General features: G+C 53.5%; 10 protein-coding genes. All 10 read right to left on the minus strand.

The features are described 5' to 3' along the window. Positions 1–181 precede the first annotated feature (181 nt). Entirely contained in the window at positions 182–2,176 is a 1,995-nt protein-coding gene (locus ADN01_RS14810; RefSeq protein WP_075071242.1) for a bifunctional serine/threonine-protein kinase/formylglycine-generating enzyme family protein, read from the minus strand. A 49-nt stretch (positions 2,177–2,225) separates the two neighbouring features. Then, a complete protein-coding gene (locus ADN01_RS14815) occupies positions 2,226–3,392 on the minus strand; it encodes a vWA domain-containing protein (protein ID WP_160318442.1) in 1,167 nt (388 codons plus the stop codon). Between the two features lie 77 nt (positions 3,393–3,469). Next, positions 3,470–5,842 carry a zinc-ribbon domain-containing protein gene (locus tag ADN01_RS14820; protein ID WP_075071243.1) on the minus strand — a complete coding sequence of 791 codons (2,373 nt, stop codon included), beginning with the start codon at positions 5,840–5,842 and terminating at the stop codon, positions 3,470–3,472. Between the two features lie 15 nt (positions 5,843–5,857). After that, positions 5,858–7,438 carry an SPFH domain-containing protein gene (locus tag ADN01_RS14825; protein ID WP_062418887.1) on the minus strand — a complete coding sequence of 527 codons (1,581 nt, stop codon included), beginning with the start codon at positions 7,436–7,438 and terminating at the stop codon, positions 5,858–5,860. A 21-nt stretch (positions 7,439–7,459) separates the two neighbouring features. Further along, complete coding sequence (locus tag ADN01_RS14830; RefSeq protein WP_082142851.1) at positions 7,460–10,210, minus strand: outer membrane protein assembly factor BamB family protein; 2,751 nt, start codon at positions 10,208–10,210, stop codon at positions 7,460–7,462. Between the two features lie 4 nt (positions 10,211–10,214). Beyond that, a complete protein-coding gene (locus tag ADN01_RS14835; protein ID WP_147239079.1) occupies positions 10,215–12,776 on the minus strand; it encodes a tetratricopeptide repeat protein in 2,562 nt (853 codons plus the stop codon). Between the two features lie 258 nt (positions 12,777–13,034). Beyond that, the gene (locus ADN01_RS14840) at positions 13,035–14,231 is read right to left on the minus strand and encodes an ATP-binding protein (RefSeq protein ID WP_062418884.1); all 1,197 of its coding nucleotides are present in this window, start codon (positions 14,229–14,231) and stop codon (positions 13,035–13,037) included. A 14-nt stretch (positions 14,232–14,245) separates the two neighbouring features. Then, positions 14,246–14,944 (minus strand): hypothetical protein, encoded by a 699-nt coding sequence (locus ADN01_RS14845; protein ID WP_062418883.1) that lies wholly within the window; start codon positions 14,942–14,944, stop codon positions 14,246–14,248. Positions 14,945–14,970: 26 nt separating this feature from the next. After that, positions 14,971–16,200 (minus strand): helix-turn-helix domain-containing protein, encoded by a 1,230-nt coding sequence (locus tag ADN01_RS14850; protein ID WP_062418882.1) that lies wholly within the window; start codon positions 16,198–16,200, stop codon positions 14,971–14,973. 308 nt (positions 16,201–16,508) lie between these two features. Beyond that, positions 16,509–18,431, minus strand: a complete 1,923-nt coding sequence (locus tag ADN01_RS18865) for a bifunctional serine/threonine-protein kinase/formylglycine-generating enzyme family protein (RefSeq protein ID WP_062418881.1) — start codon at positions 18,429–18,431, stop codon at positions 16,509–16,511. Positions 18,432–18,465: the final 34 nt, after the last annotated feature.

An 18,465-nucleotide genomic window follows, 5' to 3' on the forward strand; every position in this document is an offset into this window, starting at 1 on the left:
TCAGGGCAACGATGCGCTGCAGCTCCAGGTCCTGGGCTTTGTAGACTTCGGCAAACGTGCCGGAGCCGAGCAGGGTGAGAATTTTGTACTTGCCGAGTTGGGTCATCCTCTGTTTCCTGTAAAGCTGTTTTTTCGATGGATAGGTTGGACAGGCAAAGCGTTTCTGCGAGAAAGCGATGCGCTAGGGCGTATTTGCGCTTTGAGCGCAGCGGAAGCCGATGCTCTTATTGCGTCCATCGGGACTGTATTGATTGCGGTTTGCTGCACGGATGCTGGTTGATTCATCATTCCATGCCCCTCCGCGCAGCACTCGATTTTCGCCAATCTGCGGCCCTGTGGGATTACGGGTGGGGGAATTTTGGTAATAACCTTCTGCATACCAATCCGATACCCATTCCCACACATTCCCCGCCATGTTCAGTACGCCGTAAGGACTGGCCCCTTGCGGGAAGCTGTCCACCGGAAGGGTATCGCCAACGACCCCGTTGTAATTTGACAGGTTTATGTTGGGTGGAAAATTTCCCCAGGGATAGATCCGAGGCGAATATTCGCGGGCGGCTTTTTCCCATTCCGCCTCTGTGGGCAGGCGCCGCCCGGCCCATTGGCAAAACTCCTTTGCCTGGTTCCAATTGACAAAGATAACCGGATAATTGGCAAATTGGCTGTCTTCAAAATAGGAGCTTTGCAGGATAAATGAGTTTTTGTAGGGGGCAGTGCATTCACCATCAGCCACACAGCGGGCGTAAGCGGCGTTGCTGACCTCGGTCTGATCAATCCAGTAGGAATCCAGGTACACTTGGTGCTGAGGCCGTTCATCCATTTGTGCGTAGGGGTCTATGCGTGGGTCGGAGCCCATCTCAAATTCGCCAGCGGGGACGCAAACCTGGGTCATACCGTCCTGGGTAGAGGTGCGGGTTTGGCCGGCTTGTGTGCAATTGACCAAAGCAGCTGCGGTTTCCGCGGGACTGGCGGCCGAAGGGGCCTGGCCGGGTTGAAGGACTGCTGCTGACGTTGGGGCATCGCTTACCGCTCCAACGGGGTCTGGTTCCGGCGGATTGTTCGATAATGCCCTGATCAGCATTAATATACCAACGACCAGGCCGATGCCGAGCATGGCCAACATTGGCCAGATGCGCCCCGGCAGGCGAGATTTCTTTGGCCCTGGCTGTTCTTTTTTCAATGGGGGATGGAGGGTGGCCGCAGAAGGTTGATACTGTACTGTCGGCGCGGGTGCATGGATTGGCGGATCGGACGGGGGGGCCGACTGTCTTTGGTTAGCTGCCTTCGCGGGAGAAAGATCTGCGGCGGGCATAGATGCTGTGACCGCCGAGTGGAAAGCAGCCGGGGCTTCTTTGGTTGGCAGCGCGATGTTCGTGGTAAATTCCCTCAACTCGCGCTCAAAAGCGGCTGCATCCGCCGGGCGGTCGGCCGGGTTTTTACTCAGGCAGCGCTGGATGAAGGCTGACACCCCGTCGGGCAGGTCCGGCGGCGGCCATAGGGTTCCGAATTCTGGGCCTTCCAGGACGTGTTTGGTCATGACTTCATCGGGCGTTTCACCCGAAAAGAGTATCTGTCCAGAAAGGATCTCGCCCAAAATGCAGCCTAACGCGTACACATCCGTGGCGGGAGAGGCGGGGGGCTTTCCCCGCCACAGCTCAGGGGCTTTATAGTGAGGGGTGCCCGCAACACCCCCGCTGGAGGAGGTGGAAGAGGTTAAGACGCGCGCCAGGCCAAAATCGGCTACCACCGCCCGACCCTGGGGGTCAAAGAGGATGTTGGAGGGTTTCATATCGCGGTGCACCCAGCCCTGCTGGTGGAGCTGCTGCAGCCCCTCACAGACCTGCCCCAGAATACTGACACATTTATCCCAGGGCAAAGGGCCTTTTTTTTGAAGGTCAGCCAGACTTCCGCCCGGGTAATAACGCATCGCGATGAAGTAGCGCCCCTGATCCTCGCCCACACCATAGATGGTGACCACGTAGGGATTTTCCAATTGAGCGGCCAAACGGGCTTCTCTTTGAAAGCGCTGGATGAAATCCGCATCCCAAGCCATTTGCGGATGAAGGACTTTGAGCGCGACCGTGCGACCGAGAGAAGTGTCTGTGGCGCGGTACACTGTGCCAAAGCCGCCTTTGCCAATTTGCTCGTGAAGTTCGTAAATGTCAAGGATGGTCATTGAGTCCTCAGAAGTCCTGGTAGGGTCATTCACCCTACCAGGACCGGGTTTATTTTGCGGATCGCGGCAGCCGTCGGGATTCTCCACACTGCGGACAGGGGCCGTTGCTCCCGGTTAGCTCATAACCACATTTGGCACAGGCCTCTGGTTTAGGTTTAGGCTTACGGATGAGTAGATAGGCGATGGTTGCGATCGCCGCTGCTCCCGCAATCGCTGCCCACCCCCAGTTAAATACAGGCTCCGGTTCTTGCGGCTCTTCTGCGGGCGGAGCAACCGCCGGAGCCGAGACGGGTACGGCGGTGGAGGTGGGGACGGGGGTGGCCTGTGGAGCTGCGGTGGCCGTGGGAGGGATGAGCGGGGTTTCGATCAGAGCTTCGGTATTTGCAGTTTCACCACGCATATTCAATTCCACACTCAAAGCAGCGCTGCGGCCGTCGGCTGGCAGGGTGGTCGTATAACGAACTACGTAACGAGTCTTCAGCAATTCTCCCATGTCGCTGAATAGAGCCGCCAGGTCAGAAGATGACGGGGCGGGGCGGTACAGGCCGCCCGTTTCGGCTGCCAGCCGCTGTAAGTACGGCTCGTCAATGGTACTGCCCAGGCCGATGATAAAGAAAGGCACTCGCGCTTCTTTGGCCAGTTGGATCGCTTCTTCGGGGTCGCCAATATTGGCTGGATCGTTCTTTCCATCACTCAACAGAAGCACTGCGCGGTGACCAGAAGGCGTACCTTCGAGCAGTTTCACCGCTTTGGCGGCGGCATTATAGAGCTCGGTACCGCCGCTGGCCTGCAGCGCTTCGATGGTGTCGTATAGCGGAAGCAAATTTGTGCTTAAGGCATGTTCCCGCTGACTGGAAAGCGCGGCAGGATCGGGGTTGACATCGGTAGAGAAGGCTACCAGGCCGGCCTGATCCCCTTTTTCCAGATTTTCCAAAAAGCGAGCCGCGGCAACTTTGGCGTCATTAATAGGTTTGCCTTGCATACTGGCAGAAACATCCATTGCCAGAATCACGCGCAGGTCCGTTTTGGTGTCCACCTCCACCGCGGTGGGGTGGAATTTGATTCCATTTCCTTCTTGAAGGGTGAAATCCTGGGCGGTCAGCCCAGTGAGGGGCAGGCCGCTGGCATCCCAGGCGCTCAGCTGAATTTGAATCACGGGGAACTCATCGGATTCAATGCGGTCCAGGAACAAATCAATGCCAGGTGTCTGTGCCACGACAGAAGGTTGAGTTGGGGCAATAAGCAGCGTGAACGCAAGGATCCAGGCAGTCAGCAACTTCATTGGCGGCATGATTACATCCCCTTAAACTCATTCCCACATTTTTCACAGAATTTGGCGTCCACTGGTGCGGACTGTCCGCAGTTCACGCACACCTTGCGGCCGTCAGTGCCATTTTGAGCCGTAACCCCACCCCCAACGCTGTGGATCACCTGCGGAGCCTGCCCAGGGGTGATGATGATAGGCTGTGTGGGCGTCTGCTGTCCCTGACTGCGTGCAAAAGATTCAGCCACGCGGGTGATATTATCCATGGCGCGCTCAGTGGTTTGGCGAGATTGGTCTGAGGATTTTTCCCAGGCTTCCTTGATGTCCTCGGCCCGTTTATCGGCCTCTTCTTGTGCACGGCGCGCAGCTTCATCCTTTTCGTGCACCAGGCGTTCGTACATTTCTTTCACCTCAGCGCTGGTGCGTCCTTCGGCGATGGCGCGGAATTTTTCCTGGAAGGCTTTGGCCACCTCAGGAGAATTCTCTGCGGCCATGGCCAGAATTTGTTCCTCACTCATGCCCTTGAGAGCCTCAGTTTTCTTAAGGTCAGCCAAAATGCGTCCCTGCTCTGTGCCTGAGATGGCGATGAGCGCTTCGGGCCCCAGTTTGCCAATTTCAGCTAAGCGGCGCAGCTGGTACTCCTGCTCACTTTCCTGCGTTTTGAGCATGTGTATGCGTTCGTTCTGACGCAGACGTTCTTCCACTTCCATGCGTTCAAGAAGCATTTGTAACTCTGCTCGTTTCCGTTCCAACTCATCCACGCGGTGAATACGGAGTCTCTCTTCCTCATCCAGGCGGCGAATGCGGTTGGTGTCTTCTTCGTCCTTGCGGCGCATTTCCTTCATCTGCCCGAGTAAGCGCATCCCCATCATGGCATCGGCTTCGTCTTCTTCACGCTCCGCGCGTCGCTGGAATTGAGCCAGCTCAATTGCCCGTTTACGGCGATCTTCTTCGATCTGTTGTTTGGCTTTCTCAATTTCTATCCGCTTCAATTCGAGCTTAATTTCTTCTTCAACCACACGCAGACGAAGCTCAAACTCATAGTCACTGCGTTTGCGGGCAATTTCGAGCTCGTTATTCAGTTTTTGCACATCTTCAGCGTGCTGGAAATTTAACTGCATGGCGCGCAGCGAGAAATTATGCTCAATCTCTGCTTTCGTGATCAGATATGCCCGTTCACGAATATGATCCTGATCTTGCTCCAACCAGCCTTGTTTTAGCTCTTCGCGTTCGCGTGCCTTAAGCAGTTTATCCAGATCAATGCTATCCAGGAAGAGTTCAAAATCATGCTCGCTGCGGACTTCGTTGATCTTGTCCGATAAGCTGGCTTCACGCATTCGTTGGAATAAAGCAATCCGCTGTTCGTGAATTTGGACTTTTTCGGTTTCGGCTGCTAAAGCGTTGAGATCTTCGCGATGCTGCAAGGCCTGCCAACGTTCTCGAAAAGCGGTTTCCTCCTCAGCCTTTCTGATTCGCGCCTCTTCTTCAAAGCGTCTTTTCTCCTCTTCGGATCCCGCAGCCAAGCGCATGCCTTCCAACTCGGCGCTGGTTCGCATATTAAGGAGGGCATATTTCCCGCGGATACCTTTCACCTCATCGTAGGGTTCCAGGTTGAGTTCGACCGTGCGGGTTTGCAGGAAACGTAAACCGCTTTGTGCAAAAGTGCGCTTCAGGCTTTGCTCTAACGCCAGATCCAACTGGGTACACAATGAGGCATCTTCTGCTAATTCACTCAAGCTGTGCTCGCGCAGCCACCGATCAGCCACTTGTGCAACTTCGGGGTAAAGATAAGCACGCAAGTCTTCTTTTCCGTACCGTTCTCTACCCTTGAGAATATTGATGAGGAACTTGGCCGGCTCATTGACTTCCACAACGAGACGCAGGCTCATACCCACCGGCAGAGGATCGCGGGTATAACGCCCACCTAAGTTAATGAGTAAGTCAGTAGGGGTGATATCTACCAATAAGGCAGTCACTGAATGCGGAATATCGCCCTTTAGAATATCCCAACCTTTTTGGAGAACATTCTCAATCTTGTAACTGCCCGGCGGAACTAATCCAAGGTTTTCACCGCGTGAAACAAGCAGCGCATTCGTGCCGGGGTCCACCATCAGTCCCTTATTGAGCAAGCCAGGTAGATCGTTCGCTTCTACGCGAACAGCAAAATCCTCTTCTCGACGAGCCCACCGTTGGTGGGACATTTCTGGGGCAGCGCTTTCTGAAAGCGGGCGCCCGCATTCGGCGCAAAAACTGGCTTCGCCGCGATTTTGTGTTCCACACGCGCCGCAGATTTTTTTCCCAGAGGCAAGAGGTTCCCCACAATGGGAGCAATAGGCGGCATTGCGGTTCACCGGTTTCCCGCAGTGCGGGCAGTCAATTGAAAATAATCCCATGACCATCATATCCTCCCGAATCGTTCAATTCAATTTAATGGCGCGTTGACGCCCGCTGAAATGATACAAAAATGCATCAAGATGACCCTCGAGATTCACAAGGTCAGTGGTCAGATCATCTCGTGTCGAAAAAATTTCCTGAAATTGTCTGGCAAGATCGGCCAGAGCCGATGATTCTGCCAGAAGTTGCTCATCATAATCCAATAAGATTTCCCAACTGCGTTGTGGAATGTTCAAATCGCTCAGATAAGGCGGCGCACCAAAATGGGTCTGAGCCACTTTGTCACTGACATCCTCAAATTTTCTGCGCAGGTCGCGAATTCGTAATGCTTTTTCCTGTTCGCCGTTATGGTAGCTGCGTGATACTAAATCATCCAACATTGCAGCAGCCGTTTTCATATCATTTGCTACCTGCCCTCGCACGAGACGGTCAGCCTGGGTGCGATTGTTACCCGTTAACTGATCAATGTGTTGGAGATTCCCACAACGCCAATTCTGTTCGGCAATCTCCTCCCGTTTTTGTACCAATCGTTTGAGCGCCTCAAAGATCAGCGGCAGGATCACCAGCCACAAGCCAGTGAGCCATGCGAATTGAAAATCACCAGAAATGCCTTTTCCGAAGTAGATCGAGAGCCCTGTCACAAATAGACCAATGGCTAGCAGGAGGAAAATCCAAAAAACATACCAGAACCACCACGAACGCATGGGGCGGTCGGGTTGTGGCGGTGGGGTCATTTCTTTCTTTTTAAGAAGGCCGTCCATTCTCCAGCGTGAAGGAGCGCTGGATTGGTTTTTTACGGCCCGAACCCAATTGGAAATCTTGTCAGTCAGGGGCTGTGATTTCTTTTCCGTTTGCGTCGGTGAATCTTCCATGACGACTTGTAGGCGGCTTTTGTCCATTACGTCCGGTGCCAATTGATGGACGAACTCTTCGTATTGCGCCTGGGTTTCAACTGCCGCCATTCGCTTTTGTAGTTCAACATCTTGAAGACGTTCTTCAAGTGCCTGGACCTTTTCAGCCAATTCTGCACGCTCATCTGAACGCCAGAATGATAAAGCCTGGATGGAGATAAGCTCCATACCGCTGGTTTGAAGAATCCCAGTCAACAGCCTGGTGAGCTCCTCGCTGATCTGGCGAGCGGGCAGGCCGGCAATTAAATCTACCGCAAGATACCGACGGGCGATTGTGCTGATGATGGCTTGCGTGTCAGCGCTGCTTAAATCGAGCACGTTGGTATCCATCCCGTTTTTTGGGAGAACCAATTCTTTGAAAAAACAGACTGGATCCGATATCGTTACCAAAGCTGAAATCCAGGCATCTAGCAGCACGCCATCCCCGCTCATAAAATAGCTTGCCTGGAGTTGTAGTACACAATGATCATCTGAAACATAGCCAGCCATCATCCCGGCGCCTTTACCAGCCAGGCGTTCAAGCCAGTTTATAACACGATGTTTCCCGGGCGGTAGAATACGGGAGTGTTGGTCGGTCTCCAAGATCACACCGATGTGCCCTGGCGGGATTTCTAAATAACGATTGAGCTTTCCAGAAAGTTGGCTGACATGGAAAAATCTTCCCGATGAGCCTTTTTTAGTAGTTTTCTGCATCGATAGCCCTCCTAAATTATTCTATTCTTCTCTGACCAAACCCGTCAGGTCCATTCCGCAGCCCCAGCAATGTTTTGCGCCTGGGTCGATCGATAACTTGCATTGGGGGCAGCTCAATTTTGGAGACAAATCTTGATTTTGCTGTAAAGGATCTCCATGATGGTTTTGGCTTCTTTTTTGATCAACCTCAATTTGAGGAGAGGATCCGCGCGAAACGACCACTTTATCACCTTTTTGGCCGCCAGACTCCACTTTGTCACCGCCAACCATCTCTACATGTCCATTTTGGGTTTGTATATAGGTGCCGTTGACAAAAATCTGGGCTGGGTGGTCTACCCCCGTCGATTCATCTTTGCTTTTGACACGCACATAAGTGGTTTGCCGCGCATTGTATACGCGCTGCGCCAGATCTTTCCACGTCCAGTACAAAATGAGTGGAACGTTACCATAAAGGCCAATTTTGGGCCGCAAAACAAGGTCGAGTAGTAGCGGCTTATCGGGAGCTAAATGACTGAAACGCGTGGTCGTGGCTTCAATATCTAAATCAAATCGTTCAGGATTTACCTTAAAATCAATATCAGTGGCTATGCCATAACCATCGTTAATCACTGTCAATGTAATATGATTAAAGGCGCCTTCCTCAAATACTTGTCTGGCCTGTCCTTCCACCATGATTCGCGGGAGACGACGATGGAAGATCACCTTTTGCCAACATATTTCTTGACGTTCATCTTCATAGGCTTGCTGGTAAGAATGCATTGCTGTCTCGTACAATTCTGCAATGAGCAAATGATCTGCCTCGGCATCCTCGCATTGACAAGCTGCCCGATACCAGGCGTCAGCAGCAGCAAGCGTAAGCTGTTGGAAAGCCGTCGTTTCCCCCTGCCCGATCAGAACGCAAAGGCGGGACCGTATTCTTGCCTCCTCCTCAAACGATCCCTGCGTTCTCAAAAGATCAGCCAAACGCTCCATACTCCAGCGATCTGGTTTTTGCTGGTTGACCAACCGTCGCAAAACGGCCATTTCTTGCTCAGGTAAATTTGCCTTGCAATATAGTTGCACCGCTCGATCGAGGTAACCGGCTTGTTCAGCTAAATTCGCGGCTTCTGACAGGAGATTCGCTTTTACGAACCAGTTAATATTATCCAAATCAGGGGGCATTTTTTGAGCGACTCGCCGGGCATTAACCTCATCACCTAATTGGGCATATAAATCACGAGCGCGGGCAGGATCTCCTGAATGTTCAAATAATTCCGCCGCGCGGCGAATGTCATTGGATTTTTCATAATACTCTGCGGCAGTTAATTCATCCCCCTTGGCAAGAAATACGCGCGCCTGAGCTTCTAAATCGCCATCATGCTTGAAACACCGCAGTGCATCTTCGTACAATTCCTGGCGTAAAGCCAATTCACCGGCCCGTTTATAATCCCCCGCATGTTGATACAACAGAATCGCTTTTTGAGGCTCTCCCAGGTTGGTTTCAAAAATTTCCGCAGCACGTAGAAAATCGCCATGAAGTGCATAAGCATGGGCGGCTTCGCGATGGTCCCCGTTTTGTAGGAGTACTCTAGGGTCGGTATCATTGCCAACATTGGGTTTTAACCACACAGCGGCAATTTTCCCACTTCGTGTCCCTGCAACCGTGATCCCTTCAGCAGCGAACGGTTCCGTACGAAGAGGATCTTCATCACTGCCCAGACGGTAATGCCAGATCATTTGACCGTTTTTTGTCTTGGCAGTTAGCAAGCTGCCGTCGTCATTAAACAGCAGAAGGGTTTCAGGATCCACTACACAGAGATGCCGAGGTCGTGCGGGTAGGTCGGCTGCCCAACAAGTCTCTCCGTTGCGCGTGTCAATGGCCAGAAGTTGATAACGGCCAGCTTCTGTCACATTTTTGCTCCCGCGCACAACGCTGTAGGCGATGGTTTCGCTGCCGTTGACGGATAACTCTAATGGAGTATAGGCATGGCTAATATTCCGGCGCCATTGCTCTTTCCCGTCGTTTACATCGCGCGCGATCCAGGTTGTGCGGCCTTCCTGATATAAGAAGGTTTTTCCGATCACTCGAGGTGCGTAGGGGAGGAGGCCAAGTGTTGGCAGCTGCCATTGTTGCTCACCATCACTGAGGCGGTAAGCAGAGAGCAGTCCTTCGCCCAACATGGCTTTTCCGTCACTGATCAAGATATTTTCACCTGCCAAGACTGGTTCGGCCGCAGACCACCAGGTCATGAGAGCCTGTTTCCAGATGGGATGCAGACTCTCATTGAATTCGAAAAGAATCAATTCATTGGCCCCCGTGCGCAACAGGAGGCGGTCATCTAATGGGACGGCTTGGCCGATAATCGAACTACCCCCTTCCCAAAGGGTGGACATTTGGCCCGTCGCTGGGTCAACAACAGCCAAAAATCCACTTTGAGCAATTTCGAGCGGGCGTTCATCGCAAATTGAGACCAAAAAATGGCGGTCTATGCTGATTACGCTACGCACCCTATATCCAACTTGTAAATTAATGCGCCAGAGCAATTTGCCATTGCGCAGGTGGATGCCACCGATTTCCTGACCTTCAGAGAACGGCAGGAGCAAAATATCTTTCAGAACGGCAGGTTTGGCTGACATTCCGTGTCCTGGCCCACCCAGACCGCCTCCCAAATTTACCGGTCCCCATGCTATCTGGCCAGCCTGCGCTGCAGGAGGGCGGATCCATCCACACTGGGCGCAACTGGATGCATTGAGGATCAAGTGATTGTTGGGGCAGAAGATGGTCTGGTACATGATGCTAATGCTCCCTGGCTTTTTCGCGGTCTGTTTTTGCTTGATCGGAGCGCCCTAACGCATCCCACACACTGGCTCGATTTGAATAGTAGTTGGTATTTTTTGGATCCAGTTGGATGGCGCTAGAAAAATCAGCCGCCGCTAGTGAGTATTGATTCTTGTCATAGTAGCAAAGCCCGCGGCGGTTGAAAAAGTCCGGGTGTTTTGGATTCAGCTCGATGGCGCGAGTGAGATCGCGTATGGCGGCATCGTAATCTTTGGATAGCCGGTAAGAATTTCCGCGGTTGGAATAGAAGACAGCCCTTTCCGGAGCCAGTTGGATGGCGCGAGAATACTCCGCGATGGCCTGCGCGTACTGGCCGGTGTCATAGTAGCAATGTCCGCGGTTGTTGAAATAGTTCGGGTCTTTTGGATTCAGCTCGATGGCGCGAGTGTAATCGCGTATGGCGGCATCGTAATCTTTGGATAAGTAGAATGAATTTCCGCGGTTGGAATAGAAGACGGCATCCTCTGGAGCCAGTTGGATGGCGCGGGAATACTCCGCGATGGCCTGTGCGTACTGGCTGGTGTCAAAGTAGCAATGTCCGCGAAGGTTGAAAAAGTCCGGGTCTTTTGGATTCAGCTCGATGGCGCGAGTGTAATCGCATATGGCGGCATCGTAATCTTTGGATAGCCGGTATGAAATTCCGCGGTTGAAATAGAAGACGGCATCCTCTGGATCCAATTGGATGGCGCGGGAATACTCCGCGATGGCCTGCGTGTACTGGCCGGTGGCTTTGTAACAAAGCCCACGGCGGTTGAAATAGTTCGGGTCTTTTGGATTCAACTCGATGGCGCGAGTGAGATCGCGTATGGCGGCATCGTAATCCTTGGATTGGTAGTATGAATTTCCGCGACTGAAATAGATGACGGCATCCTCAGGAGCCAGTTGGATGGCGCGGGAATACTCCACGATGGCCTGCGCGTACTGGCCGGTATCAAAGTAGCAATGTCCGCGACGGTTGAAATAGTCTGGGTCTTTTGGATTCAGCTCGATGGCGCGAGTGAGATCGCGTATGGCGGCGACGTAATCCTTGGATAGGTAGTATGAATTTCCGCGGTTCCCATAGAAGACGGCATCCTCCGGAGCCAGTTGGATGGCGCGGGAATACTCCGCGATGGCCTGTGCGTACTGGCCGGTGGCTTTGTAACAAAGCCCACGGCTGTTGAAATAGTTCGGGTCTTTTGGATTCAGCTCGATGGCGCGAGTGTAATCGCGTATGGCGGCATCGTAATCCTTGGATTGGTAGTATGAATTTCCGCGGTTGGAATAGAAGACGGCCCTTTCCGGAGCCAATTGGATGGCGCGGGAATACTCCGCGATGGCCTGCGTGTACTGGCCGGTTGCATGGAAACAATTTCCGCGGCGGTTGAAATAGTTTGGGTCTTTTGGATTCAGCTCGATGGCGCGAGTGTAATCGCGTATGGCGGCATCGTAATCCTTGGATAGGTAGTATGAATCTCCGCGGTTGGAATGGAAGACGGCCTTTTCCGGATCCAATTGGATGGCGCGGGAATACTCCGCGATGGCCTGCGTGTACTGGCCGGCCTCCCAATAGGCATACCCTCGATTATTGAAGTACATTCCATTGGCAGGGTCCAGTTCGATCGCACGCGTATAATCACTAATTGCCTCAGGATATTTTTCAGCTCTGCGGCTGCATCTTCCTCGGGAATTATAATAAAGTGGCTTCTGAGGGGCACGCTCTATGGCCTGAGTGAGCAGCGAATAGGATGTTACCAAACTGCCCAGGGGGTGGTTCTTATCCACAGCGTTCATGTGGGCTATACCCAATGCGTGGAAATAGGCCGCATTGTTGGGATCTATTTGTTGGGCTCGACTTAAATCTCCAAAATAGCCCGGCCAATCTTTGACATCCAGTTCAACGCACAGATACCCTCGCATCATACCCCGCAGCCAAAATAGACTGCTGTTTTGCGGGTTTTGCGCAAGCGCCTGGAATAGTTCAGTTAGCAGCGGCCGCAGTTGAACCTGGGTGAAGAAATTGTCTTTATCGGCATTTTCGTATGCATCCTCCAAATAATTGCATACTTTTTCTCTAATTGCTTTTGAAAGGTTGGGGGTCAGGAGCAGCGACTGCCCTTTTTGTGCCACAGCCTGCCAATCTTTCATCAGCGCATCTAATTCAATTTCGCTGAGTTTGCCGTCAAACTCTGGGTTCTCTTTTTGGGTGCATGTTCTACAAAGCACTGCACCCGGCACACGGTGTTCAAGGCACAAATGTGCCCTACCGCAGCCTTTACAGCGAAAAGTGTCTTCCGGGCGGTTTAATTTTCCGCACTCTGGACACTCCACAGCATTTGAACCCGCTTGGGCAGGCATGCCCACTTGAATGGTACTGTGGGCGCCCTCGGCATTTTGAATGGCAAATCCGCTGATTCGGACTGCGGGTTGATCGATCCGGCTCGATTGAGGAACCGGATTTCCGCACTGTGAACAAAAACGGGCGTTCTCATCAATTACTGCGCTGCATTGAGGACAAAGCATGGCGGGTTTCTCACTCACTGGCTAATCAGGGGTTAGAACGAGGCTGACAATCAATAAAGCCAGGGTGCCTTACATGGTTTGGTAGGCCTGGCTGCATCCCACCTGTTTGAAAGAGGGAGCCAACACAACATCCGAGCCCACCCATCCATAAGGTGGGGTGGGGTGAGGCGGGTTTAAACAATCTCAATCGAGTGAATACATGGATCTCCCCAAGTTCATCGATTGTACTCATATGATCCCCTTTTACACCCAATAAAATCAAGGATGAAACAAGGTTTATCCTTCGGCTTTTTGGGCCCAATCGCTGTATTTTCGCAGCATGACTGCATCTGCGATGGGCTGAACCTGATCAAACGCCGTGCGGAAATCTTCCTCACTCAACGGCTCAATGCGGATATGGTAATTGCGTACCGCCTCTTGCCCTTGATCTACGACCGTCAGCAAATCAGGATTGGCACGTTGCGTCATGCTAGCAACCGCAGTCTGGCAAAGCTGTTCGATTTCCCGGCCGGCATAACCATCGGTGCGCCGTACCAGCTCGTCCATGCCCAGCGCGGATTTATGACCTCGTTTGGTTAAATGGATTTTCAAGATGGCTTTTCGAGCAGCAGGGTCGGGCAGGGGAACATAAATGCGGCGCTGAAAACGGCTCAAAATTGCCGTATCGAGAAGCCAGGGTACGTTGGTTGCCCCCATGGTTAAAACAAAGTTTTCATCCTCTTTGGTGGCTAATCCATCCAACTCGGCAAGTATTGTGCTGACGATGCGCCTCTCGGCGCCGCTTTCGCCTGACCCACGGGGTGGGGTGAGGGATTCAAATTCATCTAAGAAAATTACCGACGGGCTCATCTTCCGCGCAGCAGCATATAAGGCGGTTATGAGTTTGCTGCTTTCTCCGAAATACTTCGAGAGAAGGTTGCTCACTTTCACATTGAAGAAGTTCGCATCCAGACTGCCGGCTGTGGCGGCTGCCAGCAGCGTTTTGCCGGTGCCAGGTGGGCCGTAAAGGAGCACGTTATGCCACGAGCTAATTTCTATGCCATCGGGTTTACGAGCTAAAGCCAATCCATACGCTGATTTGATGGCTGCTTTAGTATCCTCTAAACCACCAATATCTGCCCAGCGCACACTGGTTTGTTGGAGCAAATTGAGCACTTCACTTTCATAGTCATCCGTGGTGGATTCTTCGGATGACCGGCTCGCCTTCGGGCCGCGCCTTTCTGATGGAGCAGGCTCGTAGGGAATGTTATTGTCTAACGCATGGGCTTTTTCCTGATAAAACTGGACACGCTCCATGCGCTGACGGCGCACAGCAGGATCATTAGCCGAGGATGCGTATTGGCGGTAAAGTTCGGCACACTGGCGGTACGCTGCTGCGGCGTCCCCAGTTTGTCCCTTGCGCAGCGCATCCTCGGCTCGCTTTAATGCTTTTTTAAACTCAGCATAAGCCATCTCACCGATATTGATCGGCATGAAAGCCCCCTTGATTAGAATTCTTCACTATTCTCAGACTCTTCTTTTTTCTTTTTCTCATTTAAAGCGCGTAATTCAACGTCAATTTGTTCCTCGGTGACTTCTCCAGCTTCACGGGCGCGCTGCATTGCTTGCATAATGTCAAGAACGTCCTTATCTTCGCGATATTCCGGGGCAATCGAAGCGTTCATGGTCATGGCTCGCAGCAAGTCATCGAACTTGGTCATCTGGAATTCGCCATCCGCGCTGGAAAGATCCACATACCGCAGGACATCATCCATGTTAAGTCTGGACAATATCGTTTGACTGGAGGTTGACAGAATCAGCGACCGTTCTTTGATTTGAATCAGACCGTTGAGGACGCGCATCTGTTTAGACAGCGCTTGAAGCACCTGATCCAGACCAGCAGCCTCACCATCCAGGTCGCGAATTTTTCGTGCCAAAACCATCTGTTCGCGATCACTGGTTTGGCCCTGTACGCCCTCACCAAACAGTTGGCGTTTTCGCAATTCAATTTCACGCAGGCGAGCCAGGGTTTTCTTTTCTTGCTGCTCAAGCTGGATTTTTTCCATCTTAAGCGTATCCAGGGGGATATCTTCCAATTTGAGCTGGGCAGTTTCAGCGGGAGGGGGTTGAGATTTCGCGGTGCTGTTCAGCCAATCACGCAGCATATTCTTACCAAATTCGAAGATAGGATTTTTTACGCCAGCCATGAGTTTCTCCTCTAGAACATGATGGGTTAGTTGCGGATTAGCGCCATACCCAGACGGGGTATTTCCATGATGGAGTATGTATCCCCCTGAGCCATGCGCTGAAAAGCCAATTTTAGAACGCTTTTTGAAAAAGGCAGCGTGCGACCTGCCTGCTCCAGGGTCAGGCTGTCATAGACCAGCAATTCGTTGTTAATCGCACGGACAGCCTCAGCAATTTGTTCTGATTCTAGCAATGGTACGAAAAGCTCCGCATAGATGCGGGCTCGATCATCTTTCTCATTATAGATCAAGTCTCCATTTTCCAGATCGAACAAATAGACCAACAAACGACGTGCGACAAAAGCCTGGCCGGGCTGTTCTGAAGCGGCAATCATCCGCCGAGCCGATGGATCCCAGCCGGTGGTCGAGGCTAATAAAATCAATCGAAAGCACTGCTCGGTGTTCGCCTCTTCGATTTGGCGTGACAGCCATGCTTGAAGGTCCTGACTGTCGAGCGGATACGAGTCAAAGCCATTGTTTGCGTGGGCTTGTAAGCGACTGATTGTGTTCACTTGAATTTCTACAGGCGGGCCATCGGTGCCTTTGGGCTGGGGCGGCCGGGCAGTAAACCAGGCGTTTAACGGCATCTGTGCGATGGTTTGCGAATCCAAGAACACTTTGTTCAAAAGGCGCATCACGTCGGCACGGTGATCGCCTTGTTCCAGGCAGGTTTGCCAGTTTTGAATGGTTATAACTGAACCGTCCAAAGGGTGGATTAAGGTGGTAATGCCGGTTAACCGGGTAAGGATGCGTTCGGTGAAGTTGATCTCGCGCAGGCGAGCTTCACCTGAGCGCACTACCAACGGAATCTCGCCGCGGGCCAATGCCTGAAGTGCGGTTTGAAGGCGGTCTTGAGCAGAGGGTTGATGACGGGCACAGAACCGCTTGCCTTCGATTTTGCAGGATGCACATAGAATCTCCTCACAGCTTTCAGCAGCGCAGGTTGCCGCAATCTGGCTTTCGGATATAAGGATGCTGTAGCACGATCCGCAGCGCAGCACCGGGTGCAACGGAGTGACTTCAGCCCTCTGATCCAAACGGCTCTCAGAAAGTACAGCTTCCAGGTCGCTGCGCCGAATGAGATATAACCCCCCTACCATGGAAGCAGGGATTTTGCCGGTTTTGATGTGGCGGTACACCGTGCGCGGATTGACGCCCAAGAATTGAGCCGCTTCATTTATTTTCAGATATTCACGAGGATCGTTCCGGTCTGTCATTGCGCCCACCTGATTGACTATTTGTACATTATTGTACATCGTATCCCAAAAAAGTCAAGAGGGTATATGCACTTTTATGTACAATTCTTACATTGTTTTGACCTTAACCATATTTTACCCCCTTAGAACGGAAATCATCACCGGAGGAACATTACAGTCTATTTACATTCATTGGAAGGACACCCATTCGTACTGCTCCTGATTCAGGTGCGTACTGCGATTCACATTGGTTTGTAGCTTTGCTGGAAATTCGCTGACGCTGACCTGGCGGTTGCAAATACCAATCGGTGGAGACACCCGTTCATTTTTCAGCGGGCACAACGGAAGCCGTTGAGGGCGTTCGCATTGAACGGGAGGTACCTGTAGCGGGAGGCAGCGCGGAGGAAGTTAGCACTGCCGCTCCACGTGCCGCCGCGCAGCACACGGTAGTCCCCCGCCTCTGGGCCGACCGGGTTAGCGGCAGGAGAGTTCTGGTAGTAACTATCCCCATACCAATCCGCCACCCACTCCCACACGTTACCGGCCATATCCAGCGCGCCGTAGGGGCTGGCCCCGGCGGGGTAACTTCCAACGGGCGCGGTATCTGGGTAGCCGTCACAGTTGGGCCCGCCGGGAACGGTGTAAGAATCAAATAGGGTTTCATCATCAAAATTGCCTCTTGAACAGGAGAATTCATCCCCCCAGGGGTAGATGCGTTTGTCGGTGCCGCGGGCGGCTTTTTCCCATTCGGCTTCGGTGGGCAGTCGCCGCCCGGCCCAGGCGCAGTAGGCGCTGGCCTGGTGCCAATCCACATAGAGGACCGGATAGTTGTCAAACTGGCTGCTGCCGTAGTAGGAATACCGTGTGTAAGATGATATTTCCGCGCGCGGGGTGCATTTTCCGTCGGCCACACAGCGCGCGTACATGGCGTTGGTGACTTCGGTCTGGTCAATCCAGTAGGCGTCCAAGAAGACGCGGTGCTGAGGCAGTTCATCGTCCCGCGCCTGCGGGTCTGTGCTCTTGTCCGAGCCCATCCAGAATTCACCGGCGGGAATGTAGACCATTACCATTTCATCTTTGGGGGAGACCTGGGTGGAACCGATGTCTGGAGTGGGGCTGAGACCTGTTTCGGGAGTTGGGCCAGTGGAGGCGGCCAGAGCGGTCTGGGTGCTGTGCAGGCTGCGGGTCTGCGCGCCGCTGATCCACCATTGGATCCATTGGCTCAACCCAAACAGCACCAGCACCGCGGCCGCCCCCAGCGCCAGCCACTTGGCGTTCTGCTGCCACCCGGCCTGTCGGCGCTGGCGGGCCTCGGCCTGCTGGCGTTCGCGCTGCAACTGTTCGCGGGCAACGTGCCGGCGGCCCGCGTGCAGCCGTTCGGCGGCGGCGCGCCCGTCCCAGGGGCGCTGCCTGGGGTCCTCCGCCAGCATGGCCGCCAGCAGCTCATCCAGCCAGGCGGGGGTGTCGGCGCGCAGGCTGCGGGCACGCGTGCCGGGGCGCTGGTTGTGGTAATCTCGCCCGGTCAGGGCCAGAAACAGGCAGGCGCCGAGCATGTAGATGTCGCTGGGCGGCTTGAGCGCCTGACTGCCGAAGTTGTGCTCCGGGCTGCGGAAATTGGGGTGGCCGGGATGCACACTGAGCAGGGCGCTGGACACGCCGTAGCGTTCGCTGAACACGCCGGGGACCTGAGCCAGCCCCAGATCGGCGAGCCGGGCCCGGCCGTCACGATCAAAGAGGATGTTGCCGGGGTGCAGGTCGCGGTGGATGACATCTCTTTGATGCAGGACTGCCAGGGCATCGGCGATCTGGCCGCCGATGCGCACGACCTCAACCACCGGGATGGGGGTGCCTTCGCGGTCGGCGGCTTCGATGCGGGCAGCCAGGCTGCCGCCCGGCATGTACTCCATGGAAAGCAGCAGAATGCCGTGATCCTCTTCGAAGTCAAACACCTGGACGAGGTCTGAGCCGTGGAAGAGCTCGTACAGGCGGGCCTCCAGCTCGAAGCGTTCGCGGGCATCCTGCAGGCGCTGGGGGGCCGAGAATCCGGGGGCATCGGCGCGCAGCACCTTGACGGCCCGTTGACCGTTGAGCTTGATGTGGGTGGCCAGGTAGACCTCACCGAAGGCGCCCTGGCCGAGCAGGCGTTCGATGCGGTACTTGTCGAGGAGAATGTCATTGGGTTGGTAAACGGGCATGCGGGTCCCCCTGGGGGTGAAGTGGATATCGATATTGTACAGGCAAATCGCGGTCATGGGCTCCTCATAGACGAGCCCACGTGGATTAGGT

Source organism: Levilinea saccharolytica (genome assembly GCF_001306035.1).
GTDB classification, from domain to species: Bacteria; Chloroflexota; Anaerolineae; order Anaerolineales; family Anaerolineaceae; genus Levilinea; species Levilinea saccharolytica.